Below are 25,084 nucleotides of genomic sequence, written 5' to 3'. Positions count from 1 at the left end.
TTGTTGACAGAATCCTTCCTGCCAGCCGAATAGTGGCTTATCATCTATTTAATGGTTCATTATTCAGGTGAAGGTTCCCATGCGTCTGGAAGTCTTTTGTGAAGACCGACTTGGTCTGACCCGCGAATTACTTGATTTACTGGTGTTACGTAGCATTGATTTACGCGGAATCGAGATTGATCCCATTGGGCGAATTTATCTTAATTTTGCTGAGCTGGAATTCACCGACTTCAGCAGCCTGATGGCCGAAATCCGCCGTATTTCCGGCGTAACGGATGTCCGTACCGTTCCCTGGATGCCGTCCGAACGTGAACATCTGGCCCTGAGCGCGCTGCTTGAGGCGTTGCCGGAGCCGGTGCTCTCATTGGATATGAAGAGTAAAGTGGAGATGGCGAACCCGGCGAGTTGTCAGCTTTTTGCCCAGAGCCAGGAGCGAATGCGGCACCATACCGCCGCACAATTAATCAACGGCTTCAATTTTCAGCGCTGGCTGGACGGTAACCCGCAAAGCTCCCATAACGAACATGTCGTGATCAACGGGCAAAACTTCCTGATGGAGATTACGCCGGTACATTTACAAAACGAAAATGACGAATACGTGTTGACCGGGGCGGTCGTGATGTTGCGTTCCACGATTCGTATGGGGCAGCAGCTACAGAATTTGTCCACGCAGGATCTGAGCGCGTTTAGTCAGATTATTGCCGTGAGCGCAAAGATGAAGCACGTTGTTGAGCAGGCGCGCAAACTGGCGATGCTCAGTGCGCCGCTGCTGATTACCGGCGATACGGGAACCGGCAAAGATCTTTTCGCCTATGCCTGTCACCAGGCAAGCCCTCGTTCAGCGAAGCCGTATCTGGCGCTCAACTGCGCTTCAATCCCGGAAGATGCGGTAGAAAGCGAACTATTTGGCCATGCGCCGGAAGGTAAAAAAGGCTTTTTTGAACAGGCGAATGGCGGTTCGGTGCTGCTGGATGAAATTGGCGAAATGTCGCCGCGTATGCAGGCGAAGCTGCTACGTTTTCTCAATGATGGTACGTTCCGTCGCGTCGGCGAAGATCACGAAATTCATGTTGATGTCCGCGTTATCTGCGCCACGCAGAAAAATCTGGTGGAGCTGGTGCAAAAAGGACTGTTCCGCGAAGATCTCTATTATCGACTTAACGTTCTGACGCTTAATTTGCCGCCGTTGCGCGATTGTCCGCAGGATATTATGCCGTTGACCGAACTGTTCGTGGCGCGTTTTGCCGACGAACAGGGCGTTCCGCGACCGAAACTGTCTGCCGATCTGAGTACGGTCCTCACTCGTTACGGCTGGCCGGGTAACGTTCGCCAGCTTAAAAATGCGATTTACCGGGCGCTGACGCAACTGGAAGGGTATGAGCTGCGTCCGCAGGATATCCTGCTGCCTGACTACGATGCCGCGACGGTGGCAGTCGGCGAAGATGCGATGGAAGGTTCGCTGGATGACATTACCAGTCGTTTTGAACGTTCTGTCCTGACCCAGCTTTATCGTAGCTATCCGAGTACGCGTAAACTGGCGAAACGGTTGGGGGTATCGCACACCGCGATTGCCAATAAGCTGCGTGAATATGGTCTGAGCCAGAAGAAGGGTGAAGAGTAGAAAAAAAGAAGGCCTCTGGATAGAGGCCTTCTTGTGACAAAAGAGCACCGCCTGTAGCACTGACAAACGTAGCGCCAGCAGTCGCTGGCTTATGCCTTCAGGACATTAAGCGCGGCGTCGTAATCCGGCTCGTGGGTGATTTCATCCACCAACTGGCTGAAAATAACGTTGTCGTTTTCGTCAAGCACGATGACTGCGCGCGCCGCCAAACCTTTCAGCGGGCCGTCAACGATTTCGACGCCGTAGTTTTTCAGAAACTCGTTATTACGCAGAGTGGAAAGCGTAATAACGTTGCTCAGGCCTTCCGCGCCGCAAAAACGCGACTGTGCAAAAGGCAGGTCAGCAGAAACGCACAATACGACGGTATTCTCCACTTCTGTGGCCAGTTGATTAAACTTACGAACTGATGCGGCGCATACGCCAGTATCAATGCTTGGGAAAATATTCAGCACTTTGCGTTTGCCTGCATATTGGCTGAGGGAAACGTCAGACAAATCTTTTGCGACAAGAGTAAAAGCCTGTGCTTTGCTACCAGCCTGCGGAATAACGTTGGCAACGGTGACCGGGTTACCCTGGAAATGTACAGTCTGTGACATAATTATGTTCCTATTTACTTATAGTTAACGTCGAAATCCAGTTTAAGTCATTATTCATTAACACGGCAAATACTATTTGTAGCAAGCCGCGTCCGGCGCTATCAGAGGGGAAGAGATGAGATCTGTTAAGGTATATGAGGAAACCTGGCCGTTGCATACGCCTTTCGTTATTGCGCGTGGTAGCCGAAGCGAAGCGCATGTTGTCGTTGTCGAACTGGAAGAAGAGGGCGTAAAAGGCATCGGGGAATGTACGCCATATCCACGTTATGGTGAAAGTGATGCCTCGGTCATGGCGCAAATCATGAGTATTGTGCCTCAGTTGGAAAACGGGCTGACTCGCGAAGCATTGCAGAAACTGTTGCCGGCAGGCGCGGCGCGCAACGCGGTGGATAGCGCCTTATGGGATTTGCAGGCCCGCCAGCGGCAGCAAAGCCTTGCCGGGCTGCTCGGCGTGACGCTGTCCCCGGTTTTTACTACCGCGCAAACGGTAGTGATAGGCACGCCGGAACAGATGGCAGCCAGTGCGGCGGCACTATGGGAAAAAGGGGCGACGTTGCTGAAAATCAAACTCGATGCTCGTCTGATTAGCGAACGTATGGTGGCGATCCGCGCGGCGGTGCCGGAGGCGACGCTCATTGTGGACGCCAATGAATCGTGGCGTCCGGAGGGGCTGGCGGCGCGTTGTCAGTTACTGGCGGATCTGAATGTCGCGATGCTGGAGCAGCCGCTGCCCGCGCAGGATGACGCCGCCCTGGAAAATTTTATTCATCCGTTGCCCATCTGTGCAGATGAGAGCTGCCATACTCGCAGTAGTCTGAAAGCCCTGACGGGGCGCTACGATATGATTAACATTAAGCTGGATAAAACCGGCGGTCTGACCGAGGCGCTGGCGCTGGCAACGGAGGCGCGGGAGCAAGGATTCGGCCTGATGCTGGGCTGTATGCTCTGTACATCAAGAGCGATTAGCGCCGCGCTGCCGCTTATGCCGCAGGTGAGCTTCGCCGATCTTGATGGCCCAACATGGCTGGCGGTTGATGTTGAGCCCGCGCTACGCTTTACGACGGGTCAACTCCATCTTTAGGATGCCAGCGGAGCAGATTCGACATAGCCAGCAGGTATTTTTCGCTGGCTTCATCGGCAGAAACAGGGGGAAACTCGGCGGTAATGCAGTGCAGGTTGAGGTCGGCGCACCAGCTGCCAAACGAACCGGGCGTTTCGTAACCAACGCTGGTCACCAGCGGCAACGCAAACGCATCGGCCAGCCACTCGCCTAGCTCGCTGCGACGTGGATCTTCAATGCAGGCTAGCGGATCGTGAAAAGAGACGACCCAGGCGGGTTGGAGTCGATGTATTAACTGGCAAAGCGCCTGGGTTTCCGGTTCTGAGCCGGGATGGTCGCCGGTTAGCAGCACGACATCACGCTCTTGCGCGCGGCTATTCCAGCGATAAACTGTTTCACCCGCTTTCCAGTTGGCGGCGGGAAAGTTACGGTTTAAATCAATGCCATTTGCATTTGCCCTTAATCCCAGTTGACAGCCATCAGGATTAACGGCAAGTACGACATGATGACGGCGAAGGGAAGGATTTAAGGTGCGTAACGCACAGGAGAGCGTCACCACGGATGAGGTTTCATCCCCGTGGGTGCCAGCCAGTATCAGGCCGCTTTCGCGATCGGCGGCAGGCGCCGGAAACCAGATTAGCGGTGCGCCTAGTAGCGAACGTCCATAATGTTCAGTGCCTGGCGGAAATGCGCCGCGCTCGGCACGGGGGCGGGTGACAGTCATACATGTTTCCCGAAGCTGAGACCAGTAGGGTAATCATCGTAGTGTTGTGTAAAACCCGCCGATTATCAAATGGTTTCTATTTACCCTCTTGTATGGCGCGATATCAACTTTCTGGCGGAAGATAATTGCATTTCTTTCTGCTGAAACAAATAATTACGTTGTTATTTAACTCATCTTTGAGGAACTTCTATGAGGCATTCTGTTTCAGTAACCTGTTGTGCGCTGTTGGTTAGCAGCTTTTCCCTGGCATATGCTGCGGATGTTCCCGGTGGAACGGTACTGGCAGAGAAACAAGAACTGGTGCGTCATATCAAAGATGAGCCCGCTTCGTTAGATCCAGCGAAAGCCGTTGGGCTGCCTGAAATTCAGGTGATCCGCGATCTATTTGAAGGGCTGGTTAACCAGAACGAAAAGGGTGAAATTATCCCTGGCGTCGCCAGCCAGTGGAAGAGCAATGATAATCGTATCTGGACGTTTACGTTGCGGGATAATGCGCAATGGGCCGATGGAACGCCGGTGACCGCCCAGGATTTTGTCTATAGCTGGCAACGTCTCGTTGATCCCAAAACGCTTTCCCCCTTCGCTTGGTTTGCCGCTCTGGCTGGCATCACTAATGCGCAAGCCATTATCGACGGTAAAGCCACGCCGGATCAGCTTGGCGTCAGTGCCGTGGACGCGCACACTTTGCGTATTCAGCTTGACAAGCCGTTGCCCTGGTTTGCCAGTCTGACCGCCAGTTTTGCCTTTTATCCGGTCCAAAAAGCGAATGTTGAAAGCGGTAAAGACTGGATGAAGCCGGGAAAACTGATCGGCAATGGCGCGTATGTGCTTAAAGAGCGCGTGGTAAATGAAAAACTGGTGGTCGTGCCTAATACGCATTACTGGGATAACGCGAAAACGGTACTGCAAAAAGTGACATTTTTACCCATTAACCAGGAGTCGGCTGCGACGAAACGTTATCTTGCCGGTGATATTGATATCACCGAATCTTTCCCTAAAAATATGTACCAGAAATTATTGAAGGATATTCCAGGGCAAGTTTATACGCCGCCGCAATTAGGGACTTATTATTATGCGTTTAATACGCAGAAAGGGCCGACGGCGGATTCCCGCGTTCGTCTGGCGCTAAGTATGACCATTGATCGCCGTTTGATGGCGGAAAAAGTCTTAGGTACCGGTGAAAAACCGGCCTGGCATTTTACACCGGATGTCACGGCAGGATTTAAGCCCGATCCTTCACCGTTTGAACAAATGAGCCAGGAAGAACTTAATGCCCAGGCGAAAACATTGCTGCGTGCAGCAGGCTACGGATCGCAGAAGCCGCTTAAATTAACCCTGCTTTACAATACCTCAGAAAACCATCAGAAAATCGCGATTGCGGTGGCGTCAATGTGGAAGAAAAATCTGGGGGTGGATGTGAAATTGCAAAACCAGGAGTGGAAAACGTATATCGACAGCCGGAATACCGGTAATTTTGATGTTATTCGCGCCTCCTGGGTGGGGGATTACAACGAACCGTCGGCTTTCTTATCCTTATTAACGTCCACGCATACGGGGAATATTTCACGCTTTACTAATCCGAATTATGACAAAATCCTGACGCAAGCGACGATGGAAAATACCGCCGAAGCGCGTAACGCGGATTACAATGCAGCGGAGAAAATTTTAACGGATCAAGCGCCTATAGCGCCTATTTATCAGTATACCAATGGCCGGTTAATTAAACCGTGGGTAAAGGGATACCCCATTACTAACCCGGAAGATGTGGCCTATAGCCGTACAATGTATATTGTGAAGCACTGATGCGTACTGGTTACCTTTTGATGAAAGGTAACCACGCCCGCCGCCTGATGCCGCCGTTCTCATTGGTGTGTTTTCAGCCAGGCGGCAATATCCTGTGTCGGCAGATGATGTTGTGCATTCCAGGTGTCACTCATCGGCCACCACATACCGTCACCACGCGCGAAGGCAACGCGATAGCGCAGCATTGGGTCATGCGGATGTAAACGGAGCTGCTCCTGTAAGTCAGGTAGCGTCAATACGCCTCGGGTAAAGGTTTGCTGCGTCACGCGTTCGACCGTTTCCGCCAGTTTTGCATAAGAGGTCGTTTCCCCCGCAACAAAGACGACTTCGTTAGTGATACGCGGCTGATGCAGATAAATTTCAGTGGTCAGGCGACCAATATCCGCAGGCGACGTGACGGTGACCTGCATTTCCCATCCGCCGAGGGCATTGATGGTTTTTTTGGCTAAGTTGACCACATCAAAGGCCGGTTCGAAGAGAAAAGAGGTAAATATACCGGTTGAAACAATCACCCACTCTGTGACGTTTTGCTCGCGCAAAAGCGTCCTGACGTCATACTGTTCGTCCCACACCGGCTGGCCGCTGCCTTTGCCGACCACATCGTAATTCACGCCAAACTGCCAGGGGAAATAGCGCTTAACGCCCGCCTCCAGTACCGCGCGGGTGATTTTTATCTGGGTACCCGCACCGGCGACAAACCCCATACAATTGATGATCGTATCAAAACCGTGGAATTGATCTTTTAACGCTGCAACCGAACTGCCCGCGATGTCGACCGGGATAAACCGCGCACCGGCATCTGCCAGTTGTTGATGAATGCTGGAACGTCGTTTGCTCTGTTTATCCCTGGATCGCCCTGACACAATAACGCTAACGGAACCATTACGCTGTGTGACCGCCGGAACCAACGACGCCAGCACTGACGCCCCCAGTTGTCCCGCGCCCAGCACCAATACTTTTTCACCCACCTGATTATTGGATTGTTTCATTTGCCCCTCTCTGTGTTGGTTCACCTGTAGATAGAGATTACGTCAGGGATCTGCGTTCGATAAGACGCCGAAGACGGGTTAGACTGTTCTGATAAATGGGATAATTGGCGGGGGGAAAATGGACAAGCTGGAAGCGATGCAGGTCTATGTTTGCGTAGTGGATACCCATAGTTTTATCAGAGCCGCCGAAGTGCTGGGCGTGCCGCGCTCAACGGTATCGCGGGTGGTTAAAGAACTGGAATCCTGGCTTAAGATTCAGCTTTTGCAACGTACAACTCGCAAACTTAGTGTGACCGCAGAGGGGCGGCGTTACTACGAAGAGTGCAAAAGAGTGCTGGCAGATATCGCGGCCATGGAGTCGTCATTTCCCGGCCGGGCGGCACAACCCAAAGGGCGTTTTAAAGTGGGGATGCCGCAATCTCTCGCCCGACATTGCATTATTCCCACGCTCCCGGCCTTTTTGCGCCAGTATCCGGAGCTGGAGCTGATACTTTGTTCCAGCGATAGCGTGGAGGATATTATCCTTCAAGGGTATGACTGTGTGATTCGGGCCGGCAGGATCGATGATTCCACCACGCTGGTTGCCCGTCCGCTCGCCAGTTTTAACTGGGTGATAGCAGCATCGCCCACTTACATTGAGCGTTACGGTAGCCCTGAAAATTTAGATGATCTGCAAAAACACCATGCGGTCGGCTACCTGAACCACCGCACCGGGCGTACCACCGACTGGTTTTTTACGCGTGAGGGGGAGGATTACGCGATGCGGGTGCAGGAGACGCTGGTTGTCGATGATACGGACGCTTATATTCAGGCCGGAATACAGGGGCTGGGGTTAATTCGCGTCGCCAGCTATCTGGTTGCGCCGTATCTGCGCAGCGGGGCGCTGGTGACCTGCATGGACAACCATTCTTATGATTTGCCGCTTGCGCTGGTCTATGCGCAAAACAGGTTTCTGCCGCCTGCGGTACGCGCTTTTTATGACTGGTGCAAAACGGCGCTGAGCCAGCCGGAGCCTCTTCGCTAAAAAATATTATTCCGGATATCGCATTGCCTGTTCAGAAAACTTTTTCACAGACGGTCAAAATGACGGTACTGGTTTTTGACGCATAAGTAAAAGGCATTATCAAACAGGTGCTACACGGCGAGGATATAGCAAGCACTGAACGTTTGGATGCAATAAAAAATCTGTACAACTGTTATTAATGAACTTTTTGTATAAATATAATCGGATTTAACAATACTCATTGTACCTGTCTTTTGCTCTTATCATGGCGTCTTTACAACGAAAGGGTGCTTTAGCGTGGAATATTCAATATTAAGTAACAACCTTAAAATGCCTATGGTGGGTTTTGGCGTTTTTAAGGTAACCGACAAAGAAGAATGTCAGCAGTCAGTGTTAAGCGCTATTCGCAGCGGTTATCGTCTTATCGATACCGCTGCGGTATACGGCAATGAAGATGCCGTTGGTGGCGCTGTTCGTGAAGCCATCGCGACAGGTCTGTGTACCCGTGAGGAGTTATTTATTACTTCTAAACTGTGGGTGCAAGATATGGCTAACTACGATCTGGCCAAAGCAGGTATTGAAGCATCGCTGAAAAAATCCGGGTTAGATTATTTTGATCTCTATTTATTGCATCAGGCAATGGGCGATTATTTTAGCGCGTGGCGCGCGCTGGAAGACGCTTATGAAGCCGGTAAACTAAAAGCCATTGGCGTGTCCAACTTCTATGCGCATGTGTTAGCCAACTTCGGTGAAACCGTCAGAATTACGCCAATGGTAAACCAGGTCGAATTGCATCCATACTTTGCACAACCCGCCGCGCTGGAAACCATGAAGCATTATAACGTTCAGCCTGAAGCGTGGGCACCGTTAGGCGGCGGGAGACATAAACCGTATGAAAATGTCATGCTTCAAAGGATTGCCGATGCCCATCAAAAAACCATCGCGCAAGTTGTCCTGCGTTGGAACGTGCAGCGTGGCGTCACGGTTATTCCTAAATCCACTCGACAGGAACGTATTGAAGAGAACTTTGCCATCTGGGATTTCTCACTAACGGATAACGAAATGGCTCAAATCAACGCCCTTGATTTAGGCTACGTTGGCGAAGCGGTGAAGCATTTTAATCCTGAATTTGTTCGCGGTTGTCTTGGCGTTAAAATCCACGATTGATCCCGGCGCTTGCGGATGTTTTCTCGCATGAACAGCTTCTAACACGGTTGCCGGAGCGTAGACGGCAACCGTGTGATATTCGCCTGGCCGTCAGGCGCCGAAGGCACCATCGATGGTGTGCATCGCGCCGGTGACGAAAGAGGCTTCCGGGCCGGCAAGCCATGCCACCATTCCAGCCACTTCTTCAGGTCTTCCGTGTCGTTTGATCGCCATGAAACTGTGCATCAGCTCTTTCATGGGGCCATCTTCCGGATTGATGTCGGTATCAATGGGGCCTGGCTGCACCACATTTATCGTAATCCCGCGGGGGCCAAAATCACGGGCCAGGCCGCGCGCCAGCCCTTGCAGGGCTGATTTACTGGCGGCGTACGCGGCCATTCCCGGTACGGGCATCCGATCGCCATTCACGGAACCGATAATAATAATGCGTCCACCTTCCGGCATGTTGCGGGCTGCTTCGACTGACGCATGGTAAGGTGCATGGATATTAATTCGGAACAAACGATCTATCGCATCGCTATCTTGTTCCAGCGCATCGCCGAAGAGAGCGATGCCCGCATTGACGACCAGAATATCCAGCGGTCCGTACTCACGCACGAGGCTGATGACGGCATCACGATCGGCGCTATCCGTCTGGATGGCGGTGCTACCGGTTTCTGCTGCCAGTTTTTCGGCGGCTTCACGCGATCCGGCGTAGCTGAAAACGACCGATGCGCCGTCAGCGCTAAAGCGTCGTACAATAGCCGCGCCGATACCACGACTTCCCCCTAAAACCAGTACAGATTTGTTGCGAAATAGCGTCATCAGGATGTCCTTTATGATATTGTAGTAACCACTACAATATGCGTAATGAAATCATGCCGTCAAGGAGTTATGTAGTAATGACTACAAAACATAGCCGAACGCCGGGTCGCCCTCGCCAGTTCGATCCGGAGCAAGCCATTGAAACCGCTCAACACTTATTTCATTCGCGCGGCTACGACGCGGTGAGCGTAGCGGATCTGACAAAAGCGTTCGGGATCAATCCTCCCAGTTTCTATGCGGCGTTTGGCAGCAAGCTGGGGCTGTATACCCGCGTATTAAAGCGTTACAGGATGACCGACGCGATTCCGCTCGGGGCGCTTCTGCGTCACGATCGCCCGACCGCGAAGTGCCTTATTGATGTGCTGATGGAAGCGGCAAGACGTTACGTTGCCGATCCTGATGCCACCGGATGTCTGGTTCTGGAGGGCGCTCATTGTAACGATAAACCGGCACGAGAGGCCGCCTGCGAGTTTTACATCGCTGCTGAAAACCTGATTCGCACTTATGTCGCCATGCGGTATCCGCAAGAGGCTGACCGGATGACTGACTTTATGGGGACGCTAATGGCGGGGCTTTCCGCCAAGGCGCGAGCAGGGTATAGCCTGGAGCGTCTTCAGGAGAGCGTACTTCTGGCTGGAGATGTGCTGGAGCGATTACTACCGGATTAACGCAGCGCATCAAAAAACCTGAGCCAATCAGTACGGGCAAACAGGGAGCAATAGCCCTAATCATCCATCTTGCCGTTGCGGTATTCGGTAAAGTACATCAAAAATAGAGGTGTCAGGGAAACGAGAGATGCAAAAATGTAGTCTTATTACGGTACTTAGCTTATCAGTGTTGATGCTAGCCGGATGTACAACGACCTATACCATGACGACCCGGACGGGAGAGATTATTGAAACGCAGGGTAAGCCGGAGGTTGACACCGCAACCGGAATGACGAAATACGCTGATGTTTATGGTTATCATCGCGTTATTAAAACCAGTGAAATAGTGCAGACGACAGAAGGCGCATCGAAGCTGGACTGGTAATGCGCTAAAGCAGTTGGGAGGCCGTGTCCAGTATGGGTACCGGACTGTTTCTGGGCCTGAATTGAATAGAGCGCCTGTATAGCCGAATTCCGGGTCTCGGCTTGATTTGCGTTGTCAGTTATTTGGTTGTTCCCTGTATAGTGAAGATAAACAGTACTCATGGCTAACGGTCTGTTTTGGATTGCTAACTATCCCGGATTCTGCGCGTTTTATTTAGTCACAACCGTGGTTAAGAATATTTTGGGTCAGACTTACACGCCGGGTATTAAGATAATCCGTCGCATAGAGAGCTTGATCGGCATCATTCGGTTCAAGAAGAAACGGCGTGACTTTAGGTATGAGATCAGCAAACAGGTTATATTGATCCACAGAGGCAAAATGCTGGGTAGCGCTGGCCCAGGGTATTCGCATCAGCTCCGCGTAAGAGGGGGATAGTTGAACAGGCAAATCAAATTCTTTCAGATTAGCAAGCATCTCCTTACTCATATAAAATGTGACCCTGTTTCGCGAAAAGGTGTTAAGTACTGCCTTCAGTCGTTTAACTTTTGCTTCTTTACTCATGCTATTATCAAAAAAACGTGGTGAAAGCATAATAGCAATCGATGCATTTGATGAAATAACATTATGTAGTGGTTTCAGGGCTACAACAATCTGATCGTTTGTGAAGATACGCTGCGTACCAGAGGAAGTAGTATAGTTTCCACCCAGCCAGATCACATAATCTGTTGTTTTGAGGGGAAGCGCTTTTTCCGGTATATTACCCCTGTCAGGTGCCACTGTTTCAATTGCTAGTGAGTCTTGTCCCCAGACATTATTTACTTTAGAACTCAAAAAATTATATTCTGAAATGTTCCTTAGTTTTAGTAGAGTTATCTGTGAACGGGTAAAAAAGAGATTGAATCTCACTTTGTTCTGCAATTGCCGAAGTAATCTGAGCGTGTTCTGATCGATCAGATGAGTATACAGACCAACAGTTTTTCCGGAAAGTATTGCTGAGGCATTGTTCGCAAGAAGCATTTCTTTTATAGCTCCTTGCCCAATAATCAGTACGCAACTGTATTTTTCTGGTCTGATTTTATCTATGGGGATATCGGTAAGATTGACCAGGTCAGGAGTGCCATGCCGCCAATTATCATGAATGACTGTGGCTCCGGAGGCGTCTCCTCCGGCTCCCCTGGTGATAATAAGAGGAGGGTGGGTACTGGCATGTGCGATATACGAAAAACAAGCTACCATTGCTAGCGCTGAGTTTCTGATGGTTGTATACATATCGTCTGCCCTGATTTCGAAAATATGAATAATGTCTCCTCTTATAATGTACATCAAAAAGAGAACATTTTAATTAAACGTTATCTCAACGAGATAAAAGGTTAGCACAGGAAAGTATAGAGAGAATGTAATCATACCAACATTATAGATGTGGGAGCATGAAGGCCCCGCAAGCCGCCCGGCCAGCATACTCCCATTAATAGTTAAAGTATGGACTTTGCTTTTACCGTAAACTGTAGCCAATATGACCTGATCACTACACCGTACAGTACTGTCAGAAATCTGTCCACGGCGTCGCGTGCACGCAAGTTATTTTCTCAATCCTTTCAAAACGTTAACTTATTTAATAGTCACTTATTTTATCAGAATCAATACTGAGAGTTTTATTACCGCTCTGAAAAGAGAAGGCTTTTCAGATGAAATACGTGGATGGTACGAAGTCATTACAGTACAGGGATATAATAATAAAGATCGACAATGGATTCATTATTCTGTTGCTTTTGGACGGATGCCATATGGAAGTATTCAATATCTTCTCCTTCTCTCCTGATAATATTCAGTTTTGGCAATATACACATATATATTGTATTGGAAAATTGTTGATATTTTTCCTTATGACCAACGAAATGGAATTTTGCATATTTACCACATTTTATTACCCTCGGCATGGGTATTTTGCCTCCATCGACGGAATTATGTTCCATACCAAAAAAACTGCTTACGGCGATGACCTGGTCATTGGTATTATCCGGCTTAAAAGACGAGAGACAATACACATTTTCGCCCCACGTTCTGAGCGTCTCATGAATGATTTTCCATTTTATAGGCGACGCTTTTTTAGGAAGGTCATTTGTTGCGATCTGATGAGATGTTTGAAATCCGAAAATTTCTTTTGACGTAAGCTGACAAATTTCGAACTGATAATGCTCATCACAGTCAAGCCAGTAGGGAGGCCGTAGGTTTCTGAGATCCCAGAAATCAGCCTTGCGATAGTTATTGGGATTGACACCAAATGTTTTTTTGAACTCTCGACTATAGGACTGCACTGAATCAAACCCCATTCTGAACGCGATATCTGTGACCGACTGAGAGGTCAGCTTTAGCAGAGTGGCGCTTCTGCTCAACTTGCGTTGTCTGATATATTTTCCGATAGAGACTCCACACTTTTCTTTAAAAAAATCCTGCAAACTCCTTCGCGAATAACCTGTTATAACAACCAGCTTTTCAATATCAATCCTCTCTTCAAGATTTTTTTCTATTTGCTCTAATACTGAGATTATTATGGCTTTTTTCATCATCATTCCTCTTTATTGAAGCCGAAAATATAAACATTTAAGGTATTTGACATACTGTGTTATTAAACTAGTGGGGTTGTTAGCTTTTCTGGCAAAACAAGAAATATTTAAATTGCTTGACGTTTTTGAATAAACTTTACACTTGGAGATCGGTTTTTGCCAGTAAAGCTAAGTAATTAGCATGGCGAAGGGCATAATTTCACAGGCGGTTAAAATGATTGAATAACTCTGAATTTTTAGCCCGTGAGATTATAAATCTCGTAATTATTTCTAATGATTTAATAAAAGGGAATTGTTTTGTACTTCAAAAAATCTTTATTAGCGTTAGCGATTTGTGCATCCGTGGTCTCAGTAGAGGCGGTGGCGAATACCAGAGCCAATGATATGGCTTCTTCTGCTACACCTGCTTCTGTTGGTCACCGTCCTGTGGCAACTACTAATGCAAAAAAGATAGAAGTGTCTGGGGAACTGACGACCGGTTCAACCCTCCAGATAGCGGATGTTTTTATTGAGGATGAGGATGGGGATCCCTTATCGCTGGATAAAATGAATAATGCCGACGATATTAAATGGTACCTGGTGGATAATGAGGCCGCCGATCCTTCTGGAACCCCGGCGGCAACCGGGACGGCTTTTACCATTCCTGCTGATGCAGGCGGTAAAAAAATTAAAATCGTTTACCGGATTAAGACGGCAACGGGGACGCCGGATAGTGCATTCTTGCCTGCCACTGTCTTATTAACTTCTTCATCTTCTGGCGTGGGCGGCGACTCCGCCGCAGACGGTACGATTTCTAATAAGTTACGTTCTGTCACTATCAATGTGGTGAATGAAAGTGGTAAACCGACTGATGAACTCAACGGTACCAATGACGCCAACACTCCAGTGGTGGGCGGCACCCTTGAAGCGGTACTGGAATGTGCCGCCACAGCGGCGGCTGAGTGTGAGGTCAGTAATTATAACTTTACCTGGCAGATGGCGGATGCCGGGACACCAAATAAGTTCACCGATCTGAATAATACCAACGCTGAAAAGCATAAATATATTATTAAGGGAACTGAGCAGAATAAACTGTTCCGTGTCCACGTTACGCCTAAAACGACGAAAACCACGCCGGAGAATAAACGCGCTATCCGTCGCTGATGGTTATCGCTAAATAAACCTCTTATTTAAATACTCCCTCTGCCAGGCAGGGGGATATAGCAGGAGATAATAAAGTGGTTTTTTCTAAAAAACCCATTACTAAATATATAACCTGGGCCATTGTTACCAGTCAGATTTCACTCCCGGTCATCGCTGATAGCGATAATGAAATTCAGTCGTGGATTGCGGGGACGGCATCGTCTATTTCTCCGCATCTGCAGGAGGGGACGCTGGAGGATTATGCCAAAGGAAAAATAAAGGCATTACCAGGGCAAGCCGCTAATCATTTGGTGAACGAGGGGATGAAGAGCGCTTTTCCGGAGATTATTTTCCGTGGTGGCGTCAATCTTGAAGATGGCGCGAAATATCGCTCATCAGAGTTCGATATGTTTATTCCCGTCCAGGAAACGACATCGTCTTTACTCTTTGGCCAGCTTGGCTTTCGCGACCACGACAGCAGCCGTTTCGATGGCCGCACCTATGTTAACGTTGGTGTGGGTTACCGCCAGGAGGTCAATGGATGGCTGCTCGGCGTCAATACGTTTCTGGATGCCGACATCCGTTATTCCCACTTGCGTGGCGGCATTGGCGGGGAAGTCTATAAAGACAGTCTGGCCTTTTCCGGCAACTATTATTTCCCTCTCACCGGCTGGAAAACGTCAGCAGTTCATGAATTACATGATGAGCGTCCGGCATATGGCTTTGATCTGCGAACAAAAGGCACGCTCCCCGATTTTCCCTGGTTCAGTGGCGAGCTGACATATGAACAGTATTACGGGGATAAAGTTGATCTATTGGGTAACGGTACATTAAGCCGGAATCCCCGCGCCGCAGGTGCGGCTCTGGTCTGGAATCCTGTCCCCTTGCTTGAGGTCAGAGCAGGATATCGGGACGCCGGTAATGGCGGATCGCAGGCTGAGGGCGGTCTGAGAGTCAACTATTCCTTCGGTACGCCGTTACATGAACAGCTTGATTACCGCAACGTTGGGGCGCCGTCAAATACGACTAATCGGCGTGCCTTTGTCGATCGTAATTACGATATCGTCATGGCGTATCGGGAGCAGGCCAGTAAAATCCGCATTACGGCAATGCCAGTGTCAGGCCTGTCCGGGACGCTCGTGACATTAATGGCGACGGTAGATAGCCGTTACCCGATTGAGAAAGTTGAGTGGTCGGGTGATGCGGAGCTTCTCGCCGGGCTCCAGCTTCAGGGGAGTTTGGGCAGCGGCCTTATCCTTCCTCAACTTCCGCTGACGGCGACCGACGGTCAGGAGTATAGCCTTTATTTAACGGTGACTGACAGCCGGGGTACTCGCGTGACCTCCGAGCGTATCACGGTAAGGGTGACACAGGATGAGACCAGTTTCCGTTCCTGGATAAATGTTATCAATGACGATGTTCAGGTTGAGGATGGCAACTTTGTTGTCAGTACGCCGCTTCCCGCCGGAGAAGAGGGGAAGGTTATTGAGTGGCACTACGTGCGCGAGCGCTCTGAAGAGGAGTGGGCGTCGCTCAAACCACGTAATATTAAGTATCAATCAGATACGCCGGGTCTGGCATTTAAAGCGCTCGGTGGTACAGAGCGTGACGGCCATTGGGTTGAACGGGTTCTGGTGACCCATATCGGCGATGATGCCCGCTCGCTCAAATTACATATTGAAGCAAGCGGACCAGACGATAAACATCCGGTGAAGGGTACCGTACTACTACAAGCGCAGTCAGACAGTATTGCGCAGAAGGTCACTTCTGTGGAGGTGCTTTTTACGCCGGGTACTGAAGAAGCCAACGGAAGCGTCACTGCGCCAGTCGTCGGAACAGAAATGCGAGCCAGAACGCTTTGTATAAATAACACGGACTGTACTGATGCGTTTAATTATCAGTGGGAAATCTCGGATGAAATGAAATCCTGGCAATCCGTACCGGGGGCGACAAAAGCCACCTGGCTTATCCCTTATAGCCTTAACGGGGAATCGCTACAGAATAAATATATTCGCGTCAGAATTATTTCTGATAAAGAAAATGCTAAGAGTTCTACCGCAGCATCTGATGCGAATTAATGTTTTAAAAAGGATCAACAGTGCGTATGTCGAAACATAATCTTATTATCTATAGCCTGCTTCTGGCGGCTGCGCCGATAAGCGTCTTGGCGGATTCGTCGACAACGTCCGCGGCAACCGTCGGGATGTTTTCTCCTCCTACGGCGCCGAGCGTTGGGCACAGGCCTAGTTCGCCGTTGAGTGATTATGGGTTGGAATTGAATGGGTATTATGGATATTTTGAATCATATATACCTATACCAGGCATGCTTTTAAAAGCAAGAATGGTTGGGAGAGTCAGTGATCTTGATTCTGAAAAATATCAAGCTAATGAAACGGCTACCACAGTATGTACGTATTATCGCGTTGAGAAAGATGACTCACAGCATGAGCTTCTACGTGAAAAGCCGTGTAAATATGAAATTGTTATCAGCGAGGATAATGTAGGTTCGAAGATAAGAATTGAGCATTATAACGAAACAGATATGGTCTCAGCACCAGGATATACGCCTGTGCCGATGGTTTCTGAACTCCATTCTATTGAAACAAAACGTATAGTTAAATTGAGTAAAGATTTATCTGTCATTAGTGCAGATAAATCTTTACTGATGCCAGGAGAGAGTGCTGTTGTGAAAATTATTGTTAAAGATATAAATAATAACCCCATATCTAATCTCAATCTCCAGTGTGGGCATTTTTCAACAGGAAGTTGGAATAGTCGATGCGATATCAAAGCCGGGGGTAATCCCGGAGAGTATCTTCAGACGGTAACTTATAATGGAGGTTCAAATGGAGAGTTGAAATTGACATATAAATATTTTGGGGAATTGATTAAAGATAAATTTACTATCTCCGGGACAATAAAAAAGTAGAGTAAAAACAGCAATGAATAATGGGTTGGCTTTTATTTCACTGCTCTTATTATGGATGTTGACTTGGTTCTTTAGTAGATTGCTAAATAATTATTATGGCTAAAATAATACAAACGTTAAAAGGAGAACTTTTTATGACACCAGCAACAACACAAGATTATATCTCATTGGGTCAGGAACACGCTGTCACCTTTGGCAAAACGCAGCTGACCCTCAAACCCGGTATACTGGCTGAAGGCAAACCATTACCCTGCACAAAGGGGCTGGTGAGCCATAATTTATTACCGGGTTACTGTATCCCGGGGATAAAAAAGCGGATTATTGTCGTCCCGTCACTGGATACGCCGGTTTGTGAATGGCAGGTAAAAGACTATAGTGACCGCCTTAAATCAGCGGGTAGCCACTCAAACCGGGCGGTATATGTGCTGAGTATGGATACGCCATTTGCTCAGGCCCGTTTTATTCGGGAACATGATATTCATCCCGGCATAACCTTTGTTTCTGACTACGCTTGCCGCCAGTTTTTGGATAATTCCGGGCTGAAAATTAATGAGCTCAGTATTTTTGCCAGAGCGTTGATAGAGTGCGATGAAAACAATGTGGTTACGCGTGTTATTGTACCACGAGATATCACTCATCTTCCTGTTTACTAATCACTTATATCAGCACCGTCCCTGCACAGAGAACCGAATAACCGGCAATGCAGGGGCGCAGACATCCTCCTGTAGTGCCCCCACATTTAACACATATACTATTGCATCACGCATAAGGAACTGAAAATGATGCCAGCGGATGGGGCAGGTTAACGTTATGGCACCCCTGAATTTCTGCAATAATCGTCTGGTAACCGGAAAGCCACTTATGACTTTGTGATTTGGCCTGCTGGTGCTGTAAATTATTTATCAATAGCTCCATTGATTCGCGGGTCTGCCAGTAATAATTATTAACCATTCTTCCGCTGGCGGCATCGGTATAGCTTTCCATCCCAATATAGCCATCAATAGACTGCGTATAGCGCTCAATCCAGCCATCCAGTTGATAAAACTCTTCGTCGTACTCTTTTTTTTCGAAAATAAAACTTGTCAGAAACAGCGACATGGTATTTCTCCTGTTACGCAATATCAATCAGACACCCATCAACGTGGATTCAAAACGTAAACCTGGCATCATTTTTTCAAGGCCGTCAGTCAGCATGTTTCCTGCCGCGTACAATTCATCAACCGGCATTTCCGGCAAGCTTTCAAGGATAAACCACATCGCTTTATCTGAAGCGCTTAGTCGGGTACGTACTCCCTGACGCCAGTTCCAGCGCCGACAGGTGACGCCTCTGTCATCGCGCCAGATAACTTCGCCCGGTTCTGGCGACTCGGTGACGGGTTGTCCTTCTTTCAGGGTATCAAATGTTTCACTTCCGTCTGCGAAAACCAGCCGCGGCGATCCACAATAAGCCGCGCTATTTTCGCCGCCTACCGGTACGGCATAGCGCAGGCTCACCGCGTTATAAAGATCAACGACCGGATCCAGCGCCGCCATTGTTCCATCCTTCAACACGCGTTTTCGTAGCGCTTCAGCCGAGCAGGGGGTGCGCTTTGGTTTTGCGCCGAATGCTTTAAACACCGCATTCCAGGCGTCTATATGCGCCTGTGCCCACGTCGGTTGGCCGTTAATTACGGCCTGACAGGCCTCTTTTAGCGCGATTTCTCCGACCTGCGCATCGCGAATCGGAGCGGCAATAACATTAATACTTAATGCACGAAAGCCGGGAGCGATACGGGCCAGTTCCGGGCTGATTGACGGTAACATAGAAGACATCGCATAATCCTGTAATGACTATTTTATTCTATGATATCGACCAATGACCAAAAAAGTCAACTTATCGACCACGGCGGGCGCTGACGTCAGCACGATAAATGAAGCTGTTTCCCAACGTATCAAACAATTTCGTAGCCAAAAAAAGATGTCGCTGGATGAGCTTGCGCGGCGTTCCGGCGTCAGTAAAGGAATGCTGGTGGAAATTGAAGGCTGTAAAGCCAATCCAAGCATTGCGCTGTTATGTAAGATCGCGGCGGCAATGGGAGTGTCCGTGGCGGATGTTGTCAACGTCGCCAGCGAGCCGATGGTCCATCTTATCGACCGGGATGCTATTCCGGTGTTGTGGCGCGGCGAGAAAGGCGGCAGCGCAAAACTGATGGCGGGAACCAGCGGGCCGGATATGCTGGAACTCTGGCAATGGATAATGCATCCTGGTGAACAGTTTGAATCGGCAGGGCATCCGGCAGACACCTGTGAATTACTGTTTGTTAATCAGGGAACACTGACATTAACAGTCGACGGTAGACGCTTTATTATTCGGGAGGGCTGCTCCGCTGTAGCCAGAACCGACATGCCTCATGCCTACGTTAACGACACTAATGAGGTGCTTGAATTTACCATGACGGTGAATGAAAAGAGCCGTTGATCACCGTAAGGCGCTAACAACCCGCCATCCGGACAGGGAAGCCTCGGTGCCCGATAACACTTATCGGGCACCGGCTATCTTTTATTTTGTCGCAGGCGCGGCCTCCGGGTCATCGATATAGAGCGTCTGGCTTGGGAAGGCGAAGTCAGCGCCGTTTTCCTGGACAATCGCAATAATTTTCAGGTAAACATCCTGCTGTACGGCAAGCCATTCCTGCCATACTGTTGTTTTGGTAAAGCAATACACCATAATATTCAGCGAAGAGTCGGCGAATTCATTAAAATAGACCAACAGCGTCTGTTTCTGATCGATATCTCTGTGCGCCTGCAACATGTTTCTGATAGCGTCAACAATGAGGCCAATTTTGTCGGCATCTTCGTAACGTAACCCAATAACCGTTTTTATTCGACGGTTGGTCATCCGTCCCGGATTCTCAACGCTAATGGATGAAAAGACGGAATTAGGCACGTACAACGGGCGGTGGTCGAATGTGTTAATTCGCGTAATTCGCCAGCCGATTTCGGCGACCGTACCTTCGATATTTCTGTCAGGAGAACGAATCCAGTCTCCGATACTGAAGGGGCGATCGAAATAGAGCATAATACCGGAGAAAAAATTGCTCAGGACATCTTTGCCCGCCATACCAACAGCGATACCGCCGATACCGCCAAAGGTCAGCAGACCGGACAGACTCATGCCAAAATGTTCTCCATACAGTAAGACAATCGCGACAATAATAGTTATTTTTATGACCCGTGCCAGAATACGGGTACTGGTGACATCTCTACCTTTATTGACCTGTGCTTTTTCAAATTGGTTAATAATCAGGAAAAGTTTTATCGTCAGAATAAGCGCAATGAGCGAGGTGCAGATAAAATCAATGACCCCGGAAGAGATAAAACGCAAATTATAATCTTCAATAGCATTATTCAGGATGCTCCCGATGGTCCCAATAATAATTGCATAAATAAAAAACTGTGCCGCATGGAACGTGAATCCTTTCTTCCACTGTACGTTACGGCTGAGCCAAAATCTCACGACCAGCAACGCCATACCGCAACTGAAAAGTATCGCCAGATTAAATGCGTTTTTGAGAAAAAATTCAGTGAACATTATTGTTTTCCGCTCCTTCCTACGATAACAGCTCAGAATGACCTGATTAACAGGTATTTTACCCAGGATAAACGCGTAGATCATCGATAAGTAAAAAGAAGAAATAGTGCTATCAGCTTTAATCTCAGCGGTTTACTTTTTATGTAAATACAATGTCACGTTTTATAGGGCAGACATCGCGTGATTGTCATGGTATTGTTGCTATCAGGTAACAAAGCCATCTGTAAAGGACAATACTATGATCATGATGAAGCTGAAATCGGCGAAGGGGAAAAAATTTCTGTTATGCCTGCTGGCAGTGTTTATCGTTGCGGCATCGGTGGTAACGCGCGCGACTATCGGCGGTGTGATTGAGCAATATCATATTCCACTGTCCGAGTGGACAAGCTCTATGTATGCCATTCAGTCGGCAATGATTTTCGTTTACAGTCTGGTGTTCACTATTCTGCTGGCGATTCCTTTGGGGATCTATTTCCTCGGCGGAGATGAGTAACAGGAATAGAGTATTGGCCGGATGGCAGTGCCATCCGGCAGGACGCAAGAGGGATTAATCGTCCTCGTCGTCCAGTTCAACCGGTGTTTGATACTCATCAGGCTTAATGACTAACAGGTCGCAGCGCAGATGGTCAATGACCTGTTCGGCCGTGTTCCCCAGAAACGCGGCCGAGAGTCCGGTACGTCCAACGGTGCCAAGCACAACGATCCCCGCCTGGAGATGTTCGGCAAGATCCGGGATAACTTCTTCCGGCAAGCCTTTTTCTACATGCGTAACTTTTTCATCAATGCTGAATTTCTGGCGCAGCGCTTTCATCGCCAGTAAATGCTGGCCTCTGATGGCGTCGTTATACACGCTGGGATCAAATTCCGGCAGCTCAATGGCGATATTGATTGGCGTAACGGGGTAGGCGCCGACCAGGTGTACTTCGGTATGATTAACCTGCTCCGCCAATTGTAAGGTCTCTTTTACCAGCTTTTCGTTGAGAGCATTGTGATAGGGCTCTTCGCTTGCCAGGTTCACGGCGACCAGGGCTTTGCCGCCTTCTGGCCACGGCTGATCTTTGACCATCCACACGGGGCTTGGGCATTTACGCAGCAAATGCCAGTCGGTAGGGGTAAAAATGACCGCTTCCAGTCGATCGTGCTGATGCGCCATTTTCAACACCAGATCGTGACTGCCGGCGATAACCTCCTGGATGATGGCCTCAAAGGGACGATTGTGCCAGACCACTTTAATTTCAATGGGGACACCGGCTTCAAGATAATATTTCGCCTGCTCACGTATCCAGGCTGTGCGTTGACTTATTACGCCCTGACGCATTGCGGTGCGTTCGTCAGGAGAAAGCAGGGTGGTCATCTCATACGAGAAATCGTAAATAGGCAGGAAAGCTTTAATTTTGCCGCCAATCCGTTGATGCAAATAAACTGCTCGCCGTAATGCGGGTTGGTCGTCCTGATTGGGATCGATGACCACCAGCATATTTTGATACATAGCCATACAGGGTCTCCTTACAACTGTCATCGCAGTTTGTAACTAAAGAGTAACTCAAATATGGTGAATGAAACAGAGGAAGCGCTTCTGCCAGATCAATAAATGAGAAAAATTTAACGATATGGCAGAAGATAACATCAATGGTTTAGCTGACGTTTAAGCGACGTTGCGGGTATGACCGGCGAGGGCCGCCAGCGCATCGCTGTTTTCAATAGTAATATACTTACCTTTCACCGCCAGCATGCCGCTTTTCTGGAAACGCCCCAGCAGACGGCTAATGGTTTCGACCGTTAAGCCCAGATAGTTGCCGATATCGCCACGGGTCATCGTCAGGCGGAATTCACGCGGTGAAAAACCACGCTGCGCAAAGCGGCGGGACAGGTTGTAAATAAACGCAGCCAGACGTTCTTCGGCGTTTTTCTTCGACAATAACAGGATCATATCCTGATCGCCTTTAATTTCACCGCTCATCAGACGCATCATTTGCTGACGCAGGTTAGGCATTTTGCCGGACAGGTCATCCAGTGTCTCAAAGGGTATTTCACATACCATTGAGGTTTCCAGCGCCTGTGCAAAGCTCGGATGATGACCGCTGCCAATGGCATCAAAACCCACCAGGTCGCCTGCTAAATGGAATCCAGTAATCTGCTCATCGCCTTGCTCGGTAATGGTGTAGCTCTTAATCGTTCCGGAGCGGATAGCATAGAGCGATTTCAATTCATCACCTGCTTTAAACAGAGTTTGCCCTTTCTGAATGGGCTTTTTGCGCTCGATGATATTATCAAGCTGATCAAGCTCATGCTCGTTAAGTGTGAACGGGATGCAAAGCTGGCTGATACTGCAATCCTGGCAATGGATAGCACAACCGCCAGACTGAATGCGCCGTATAATTCGCTTTTCCGGGATCATAGGTCTGCTCAAGCCGTAATTGATATTTGTCAATTTTAACATCTTTTTGGTGAGCGCGTAAGTCTGAGCTATCCCGGAGAAGGAATAATTCAAGTATAAGTTTGATGAATACTTTTATCTATTTGAAAATACGTAATTTATTTGTTGTCGCTTTACATAAAAGTGTGACCGATAAGGCACTTTTTGCCTGTATATTCATAATAAAAGATAGCCTTCATGGCGTAATAGCCACTCTTTTCGCTGCACGCCACCGGCGTATCCGGTCAGAGTGCCGTTACGCCCAATGACGCGATGGCAGGGAACAACAATACTGATGGGGTTAGCGCCATTCGCAGCACCGACTGCGCGTGCGGCGCCCGGTCGTCCCAGTTGCGCCGCCAGCTGACCATAGTGCATCACCTGCCCGCAGGGGATAGCGCGCAACGCCTGCCATACTTCCCGTTGAAAAGGTGTGCCCCCCGTTGCGGTTTCCAGGGTATCAATTACGGCGAGATTGCCTGCAAAATAATCTGCAAGCTTATCGCTGAGTCCACCGGGGTTAGTCGCAGAAAGGCGTTCATAGCCTTCGTGACGGTAGTGGATATTTAGCAGTTGCTCCATACGATCGCGGTACTGTTCCCACTCAATGGCCCGCAGTCGAAACTGCTCATCGCAAACCACCCATAACGGTCCTAATGGCGTGGCTATCTTCTCTTCAAGTAATCTCAGCATCCGTTCTCTCACATCGTCTTAATCTAACGTAAGAGACAAGATATCATGCCAGGAATACCCGCAACCATACTCCTTAAAAGATAGTCAGGGATAACACATTTAGCGCCAGTAATATCGTTGGCGGAGAAAAAGGGAGCCTGGCGAGACGGTTAATTGCCTGACATTGTCGCTGTTATTGGAAATAACTGTAAACCGTTGTCGGTATAACAGGGCACGGTTATGATAACGGCAGTCGCAAAAACGCTGGAGGATGAACCATGAACCTTGACGATAAAGCGCTGTTTCTTGACGCCATGGAGGATGTCCAGCCGCTGAAACGCCATACTGATGTACACTGGCAGCCAACGCGTAATCTTAAAACGCCCCAGCGTATCGACACGCTTCAGCTTGATAATTTCCTGACGACGGGCTTTCTGGATATTCTGCCGCTGAATGAACCGCTGGAATTTCGTCGGGAAGGATTGCAGCAGGGTGTCATCGACAAGTTACGCAGTGGGAAATACCCTCAGCAGGCCAGCCTCAATTTGTTACGCCAGCCGGTCGAAACGTGCCGAAAAATGCTGTTTCGTTTTATCCTGGAGGCGCAGAAAGAGGGGTTGCGTAATGTCCTGATCATTCATGGTAAAGGGCGAGAGGCGAAGTCGCATGCCAATATCGTCCGAAGCTATGTGGCCCGTTGGTTGACAGAGTTTGAGGATGTACAGGCTTATTGTTCGGCGCTGCCGCACCATGGCGGCGGCGGGGCATGTTATGTCGCGTTACGTAAAACGGTGCAGGCTAAACAGGATAACTGGGAGCGCCATGCGAAGCGTAGTCGGTAAATCGTTGCCGCTGGCGGACAGGACCGCCAGCGCAAGCTCGCGCGAACCCGATTTTATGCCTGATGCTCAGGATTCTGCAAGAGAACGGGCGATAACGCTGTCCGCGGTAATAACACGGAGAAACAGTCATTCGCTTATTTAAGCGTCTATTAAAATATACTGGCTTTCG

General features: G+C 48.9%; 26 protein-coding genes. 14 read left to right on the top strand and 12 right to left on the bottom strand.

Annotated elements, in window-relative coordinates; all coding sequences use genetic code 11:
* The first annotated feature begins 79 nt into the window (after positions 1-79).
* Positions 80-1,621, top strand: a complete 1,542-nt coding sequence (tyrR, locus tag J4645_RS06775) for a transcriptional regulator TyrR (protein ID WP_001235493.1) — start codon at positions 80-82, stop codon at positions 1,619-1,621.
* 89 nt (positions 1,622-1,710) lie between these two features.
* Here tyrR and tpx read toward each other — a convergent pair whose 3' ends face one another.
* The gene (tpx, locus tag J4645_RS06770; RefSeq protein WP_000084401.1) at positions 1,711-2,217 is read right to left on the bottom strand and encodes a thiol peroxidase; all 507 of its coding nucleotides are present in this window, start codon (positions 2,215-2,217) and stop codon (positions 1,711-1,713) included.
* Between the two features lie 115 nt (positions 2,218-2,332).
* Here tpx and ycjG point away from each other — a divergent pair, with 115 nt between their 5' ends.
* The gene (gene ycjG / locus J4645_RS06765; RefSeq protein WP_001258075.1) at positions 2,333-3,298 is read left to right on the top strand and encodes an L-Ala-D/L-Glu epimerase; all 966 of its coding nucleotides are present in this window, start codon (positions 2,333-2,335) and stop codon (positions 3,296-3,298) included.
* Here ycjG and mpaA read toward each other — a convergent pair.
* Positions 3,273-4,001, bottom strand: a complete 729-nt coding sequence (mpaA, locus tag J4645_RS06760) for a murein tripeptide amidase MpaA (RefSeq protein WP_000219104.1) — start codon at positions 3,999-4,001, stop codon at positions 3,273-3,275. The two genes, ycjG and mpaA, sit on opposite strands and share 26 nt — an antisense overlap.
* 189 nt (positions 4,002-4,190) lie before the next feature.
* Between mpaA and J4645_RS06755 the strand changes: the two genes are divergently transcribed.
* Complete coding sequence (locus tag J4645_RS06755) at positions 4,191-5,804, top strand: peptide ABC transporter substrate-binding protein (protein ID WP_023214666.1); 1,614 nt, start codon at positions 4,191-4,193, stop codon at positions 5,802-5,804.
* Between the two features lie 59 nt (positions 5,805-5,863).
* Here J4645_RS06755 and J4645_RS06750 read toward each other — a convergent pair whose 3' ends face one another.
* Positions 5,864-6,793 (bottom strand): aromatic alcohol reductase, encoded by a 930-nt coding sequence (locus J4645_RS06750; protein WP_023214667.1) that lies wholly within the window; start codon positions 6,791-6,793, stop codon positions 5,864-5,866.
* A gap of 118 nt (positions 6,794-6,911) precedes the next feature.
* On the opposite strand from J4645_RS06750, the gene J4645_RS06745 reads away from it, so the two are divergent.
* Entirely contained in the window at positions 6,912-7,817 is a 906-nt protein-coding gene (locus J4645_RS06745) for a LysR family transcriptional regulator (RefSeq protein WP_023214668.1), read from the top strand.
* Positions 7,818-8,093: 276 nt separating this feature from the next.
* Positions 8,094-8,963 (top strand): aldo/keto reductase, encoded by an 870-nt coding sequence (locus J4645_RS06740; protein ID WP_023215452.1) that lies wholly within the window; start codon positions 8,094-8,096, stop codon positions 8,961-8,963.
* 90 nt (positions 8,964-9,053) lie between these two features.
* On the opposite strand, the gene bdcA is transcribed toward J4645_RS06740, so the two are convergent.
* Positions 9,054-9,767, bottom strand: coding sequence for an SDR family oxidoreductase (gene bdcA, locus J4645_RS06735; protein ID WP_023214952.1), 714 nt, complete (start codon positions 9,765-9,767; stop codon positions 9,054-9,056).
* 77 nt (positions 9,768-9,844) lie between these two features.
* Here bdcA and J4645_RS06730 point away from each other — a divergent pair, with 77 nt between their 5' ends.
* A complete protein-coding gene (locus J4645_RS06730) occupies positions 9,845-10,435 on the top strand; it encodes a TetR/AcrR family transcriptional regulator (RefSeq protein WP_000208475.1) in 591 nt (196 codons plus the stop codon).
* Between the two features lie 127 nt (positions 10,436-10,562).
* The gene (locus tag J4645_RS06725) at positions 10,563-10,799 is read left to right on the top strand and encodes a YgdI/YgdR family lipoprotein (RefSeq protein ID WP_001168017.1); all 237 of its coding nucleotides are present in this window, start codon (positions 10,563-10,565) and stop codon (positions 10,797-10,799) included.
* A gap of 213 nt (positions 10,800-11,012) precedes the next feature.
* Here J4645_RS06725 and J4645_RS06720 read toward each other — a convergent pair whose 3' ends face one another.
* Positions 11,013-12,122, bottom strand: coding sequence for a hypothetical protein (locus J4645_RS06720; RefSeq protein ID WP_023214953.1), 1,110 nt, complete (start codon positions 12,120-12,122; stop codon positions 11,013-11,015).
* Between the two features lie 389 nt (positions 12,123-12,511).
* Positions 12,512-13,369, bottom strand: a complete 858-nt coding sequence (locus J4645_RS06715) for a GyrI-like domain-containing protein (protein WP_077946957.1) — start codon at positions 13,367-13,369, stop codon at positions 12,512-12,514.
* Between the two features lie 291 nt (positions 13,370-13,660).
* Here J4645_RS06715 and zirU point away from each other — a divergent pair, with 291 nt between their 5' ends.
* The 4 genes from zirU (at position 13,661) to J4645_RS06695 (ending at position 18,067) form a co-directional block, all read left to right on the top strand.
* Positions 13,661-14,506, top strand: a complete 846-nt coding sequence (gene zirU / locus J4645_RS06710; RefSeq protein WP_023214954.1) for a two-partner-like secretion system exoprotein ZirU — start codon at positions 13,661-13,663, stop codon at positions 14,504-14,506.
* Positions 14,507-14,580: 74 nt separating this feature from the next.
* On the top strand, positions 14,581-16,563 hold the full coding sequence (zirT, locus tag J4645_RS06705; protein ID WP_023214955.1) for a two-partner secretion translocator ZirT: 1,983 nt from the start codon (positions 14,581-14,583) through the stop codon (positions 16,561-16,563).
* A gap of 26 nt (positions 16,564-16,589) precedes the next feature.
* The gene (locus J4645_RS06700) at positions 16,590-17,414 is read left to right on the top strand and encodes a ZirS family two-partner secretion-like system exoprotein (RefSeq protein WP_001527813.1); all 825 of its coding nucleotides are present in this window, start codon (positions 16,590-16,592) and stop codon (positions 17,412-17,414) included.
* A gap of 95 nt (positions 17,415-17,509) precedes the next feature.
* Positions 17,510-18,067 carry a peroxiredoxin gene (locus J4645_RS06695; RefSeq protein WP_001062620.1) on the top strand — a complete coding sequence of 186 codons (558 nt, stop codon included), beginning with the start codon at positions 17,510-17,512 and terminating at the stop codon, positions 18,065-18,067.
* A gap of 106 nt (positions 18,068-18,173) precedes the next feature.
* On the opposite strand, the gene J4645_RS06690 is transcribed toward J4645_RS06695, so the two are convergent.
* Both J4645_RS06690 and J4645_RS06685 read right to left on the bottom strand, forming a co-directional pair.
* Positions 18,174-18,512, bottom strand: coding sequence for a hypothetical protein (locus tag J4645_RS06690; RefSeq protein WP_000051812.1), 339 nt, complete (start codon positions 18,510-18,512; stop codon positions 18,174-18,176).
* Between the two features lie 27 nt (positions 18,513-18,539).
* A complete protein-coding gene (locus tag J4645_RS06685) occupies positions 18,540-19,226 on the bottom strand; it encodes a B3/4 domain-containing protein (RefSeq protein WP_000097255.1) in 687 nt (228 codons plus the stop codon).
* A gap of 43 nt (positions 19,227-19,269) precedes the next feature.
* On the opposite strand from J4645_RS06685, the gene J4645_RS06680 reads away from it, so the two are divergent.
* Positions 19,270-19,872, top strand: a complete 603-nt coding sequence (locus J4645_RS06680) for a helix-turn-helix domain-containing protein (protein WP_000163371.1) — start codon at positions 19,270-19,272, stop codon at positions 19,870-19,872.
* A gap of 81 nt (positions 19,873-19,953) precedes the next feature.
* On the opposite strand, the gene J4645_RS06675 is transcribed toward J4645_RS06680, so the two are convergent.
* Positions 19,954-20,985 (bottom strand): mechanosensitive ion channel family protein, encoded by a 1,032-nt coding sequence (locus J4645_RS06675; protein WP_000493665.1) that lies wholly within the window; start codon positions 20,983-20,985, stop codon positions 19,954-19,956.
* A gap of 238 nt (positions 20,986-21,223) precedes the next feature.
* Between J4645_RS06675 and J4645_RS06670 the strand changes: the two genes are divergently transcribed.
* A complete protein-coding gene (locus tag J4645_RS06670) occupies positions 21,224-21,478 on the top strand; it encodes a DUF2534 family protein (RefSeq protein ID WP_000605645.1) in 255 nt (84 codons plus the stop codon).
* A gap of 54 nt (positions 21,479-21,532) precedes the next feature.
* Here the strand turns inward: J4645_RS06670 and uspE are convergent, their stop codons facing one another.
* The 3 genes from uspE to ogt all read right to left on the bottom strand — a co-directional run bounded on the left by uspE (position 21,533) and on the right by ogt (position 24,094).
* Positions 21,533-22,480, bottom strand: a complete 948-nt coding sequence (gene uspE, locus J4645_RS06665) for a universal stress protein UspE (protein WP_001262138.1) — start codon at positions 22,478-22,480, stop codon at positions 21,533-21,535.
* Between the two features lie 150 nt (positions 22,481-22,630).
* Positions 22,631-23,383: a fumarate/nitrate reduction transcriptional regulator Fnr gene (fnr, locus tag J4645_RS06660; protein WP_000611914.1), complete on the bottom strand. Its 753-nt coding sequence runs from the start codon at positions 23,381-23,383 to the stop codon at positions 22,631-22,633.
* A gap of 195 nt (positions 23,384-23,578) precedes the next feature.
* On the bottom strand, positions 23,579-24,094 hold the full coding sequence (ogt, locus tag J4645_RS06655) for a methylated-DNA--[protein]-cysteine S-methyltransferase (RefSeq protein WP_000945034.1): 516 nt from the start codon (positions 24,092-24,094) through the stop codon (positions 23,579-23,581).
* Between the two features lie 257 nt (positions 24,095-24,351).
* Between ogt and smrA the strand changes: the two genes are divergently transcribed.
* Positions 24,352-24,915 carry a DNA endonuclease SmrA gene (smrA, locus tag J4645_RS06650; RefSeq protein WP_001046799.1) on the top strand — a complete coding sequence of 188 codons (564 nt, stop codon included), beginning with the start codon at positions 24,352-24,354 and terminating at the stop codon, positions 24,913-24,915.
* Positions 24,916-25,084 lie beyond the last annotated feature (169 nt).

Origin of the sequence: Salmonella sp. 32082101201600294FB01SM01 (assembly GCF_017572865.1) — a bacterium.
Taxonomy (GTDB): Bacteria; Pseudomonadota; Gammaproteobacteria; order Enterobacterales; family Enterobacteriaceae; genus Salmonella; species Salmonella enterica.
The sequence above is the reverse complement of the archived record's forward strand: the minus strand, read 5'-3'. Positions and strand labels throughout refer to the sequence as shown.

Bases quoted from the DNA above. Each gene is read 5' to 3' on its own strand.
- tyrR (WP_001235493.1), top strand. From the start codon at position 80: ATGCGTCTGGAAGTCTTTTGTGAAGACCGACTTGGTCTGACCCGCGAA.
- tpx (WP_000084401.1), bottom strand. From the start codon at position 2,217: ATGTCACAGACTGTACATTTCCAGGGTAACCCGGTCACCGTTGCCAAC.
- ycjG (WP_001258075.1), top strand. From the start codon at position 2,333: ATGAGATCTGTTAAGGTATATGAGGAAACCTGGCCGTTGCATACGCCT.
- mpaA (WP_000219104.1), bottom strand. From the start codon at position 4,001: ATGACTGTCACCCGCCCCCGTGCCGAGCGCGGCGCATTTCCGCCAGGC.
- J4645_RS06755 (WP_023214666.1), top strand. From the start codon at position 4,191: ATGAGGCATTCTGTTTCAGTAACCTGTTGTGCGCTGTTGGTTAGCAGC.
- J4645_RS06750 (WP_023214667.1), bottom strand. From the start codon at position 6,793: ATGAAACAATCCAATAATCAGGTGGGTGAAAAAGTATTGGTGCTGGGC.
- J4645_RS06745 (WP_023214668.1), top strand. From the start codon at position 6,912: ATGGACAAGCTGGAAGCGATGCAGGTCTATGTTTGCGTAGTGGATACC.
- bdcA (WP_023214952.1), bottom strand. From the start codon at position 9,767: ATGACGCTATTTCGCAACAAATCTGTACTGGTTTTAGGGGGAAGTCGT.
- J4645_RS06730 (WP_000208475.1), top strand. From the start codon at position 9,845: ATGACTACAAAACATAGCCGAACGCCGGGTCGCCCTCGCCAGTTCGAT.
- J4645_RS06725 (WP_001168017.1), top strand. From the start codon at position 10,563: ATGCAAAAATGTAGTCTTATTACGGTACTTAGCTTATCAGTGTTGATG.
- J4645_RS06720 (WP_023214953.1), bottom strand. From the start codon at position 12,122: ATGTACATTATAAGAGGAGACATTATTCATATTTTCGAAATCAGGGCA.
- J4645_RS06715 (WP_077946957.1), bottom strand. From the start codon at position 13,369: ATGATGATGAAAAAAGCCATAATAATCTCAGTATTAGAGCAAATAGAA.
- J4645_RS06700 (WP_001527813.1), top strand. From the start codon at position 16,590: ATGTCGAAACATAATCTTATTATCTATAGCCTGCTTCTGGCGGCTGCG.
- J4645_RS06695 (WP_001062620.1), top strand. From the start codon at position 17,510: ATGGCTAAAATAATACAAACGTTAAAAGGAGAACTTTTTATGACACCA.
- J4645_RS06690 (WP_000051812.1), bottom strand. From the start codon at position 18,512: ATGTCGCTGTTTCTGACAAGTTTTATTTTCGAAAAAAAAGAGTACGAC.
- J4645_RS06685 (WP_000097255.1), bottom strand. From the start codon at position 19,226: ATGTCTTCTATGTTACCGTCAATCAGCCCGGAACTGGCCCGTATCGCT.
- J4645_RS06680 (WP_000163371.1), top strand. From the start codon at position 19,270: ATGACCAAAAAAGTCAACTTATCGACCACGGCGGGCGCTGACGTCAGC.
- J4645_RS06675 (WP_000493665.1), bottom strand. From the start codon at position 20,985: ATGTTCACTGAATTTTTTCTCAAAAACGCATTTAATCTGGCGATACTT.
- J4645_RS06670 (WP_000605645.1), top strand. From the start codon at position 21,224: ATGATCATGATGAAGCTGAAATCGGCGAAGGGGAAAAAATTTCTGTTA.
- uspE (WP_001262138.1), bottom strand. From the start codon at position 22,480: ATGGCTATGTATCAAAATATGCTGGTGGTCATCGATCCCAATCAGGAC.
- fnr (WP_000611914.1), bottom strand. From the start codon at position 23,383: ATGATCCCGGAAAAGCGAATTATACGGCGCATTCAGTCTGGCGGTTGT.
- ogt (WP_000945034.1), bottom strand. From the start codon at position 24,094: ATGCTGAGATTACTTGAAGAGAAGATAGCCACGCCATTAGGACCGTTA.
- smrA (WP_001046799.1), top strand. From the start codon at position 24,352: ATGAACCTTGACGATAAAGCGCTGTTTCTTGACGCCATGGAGGATGTC.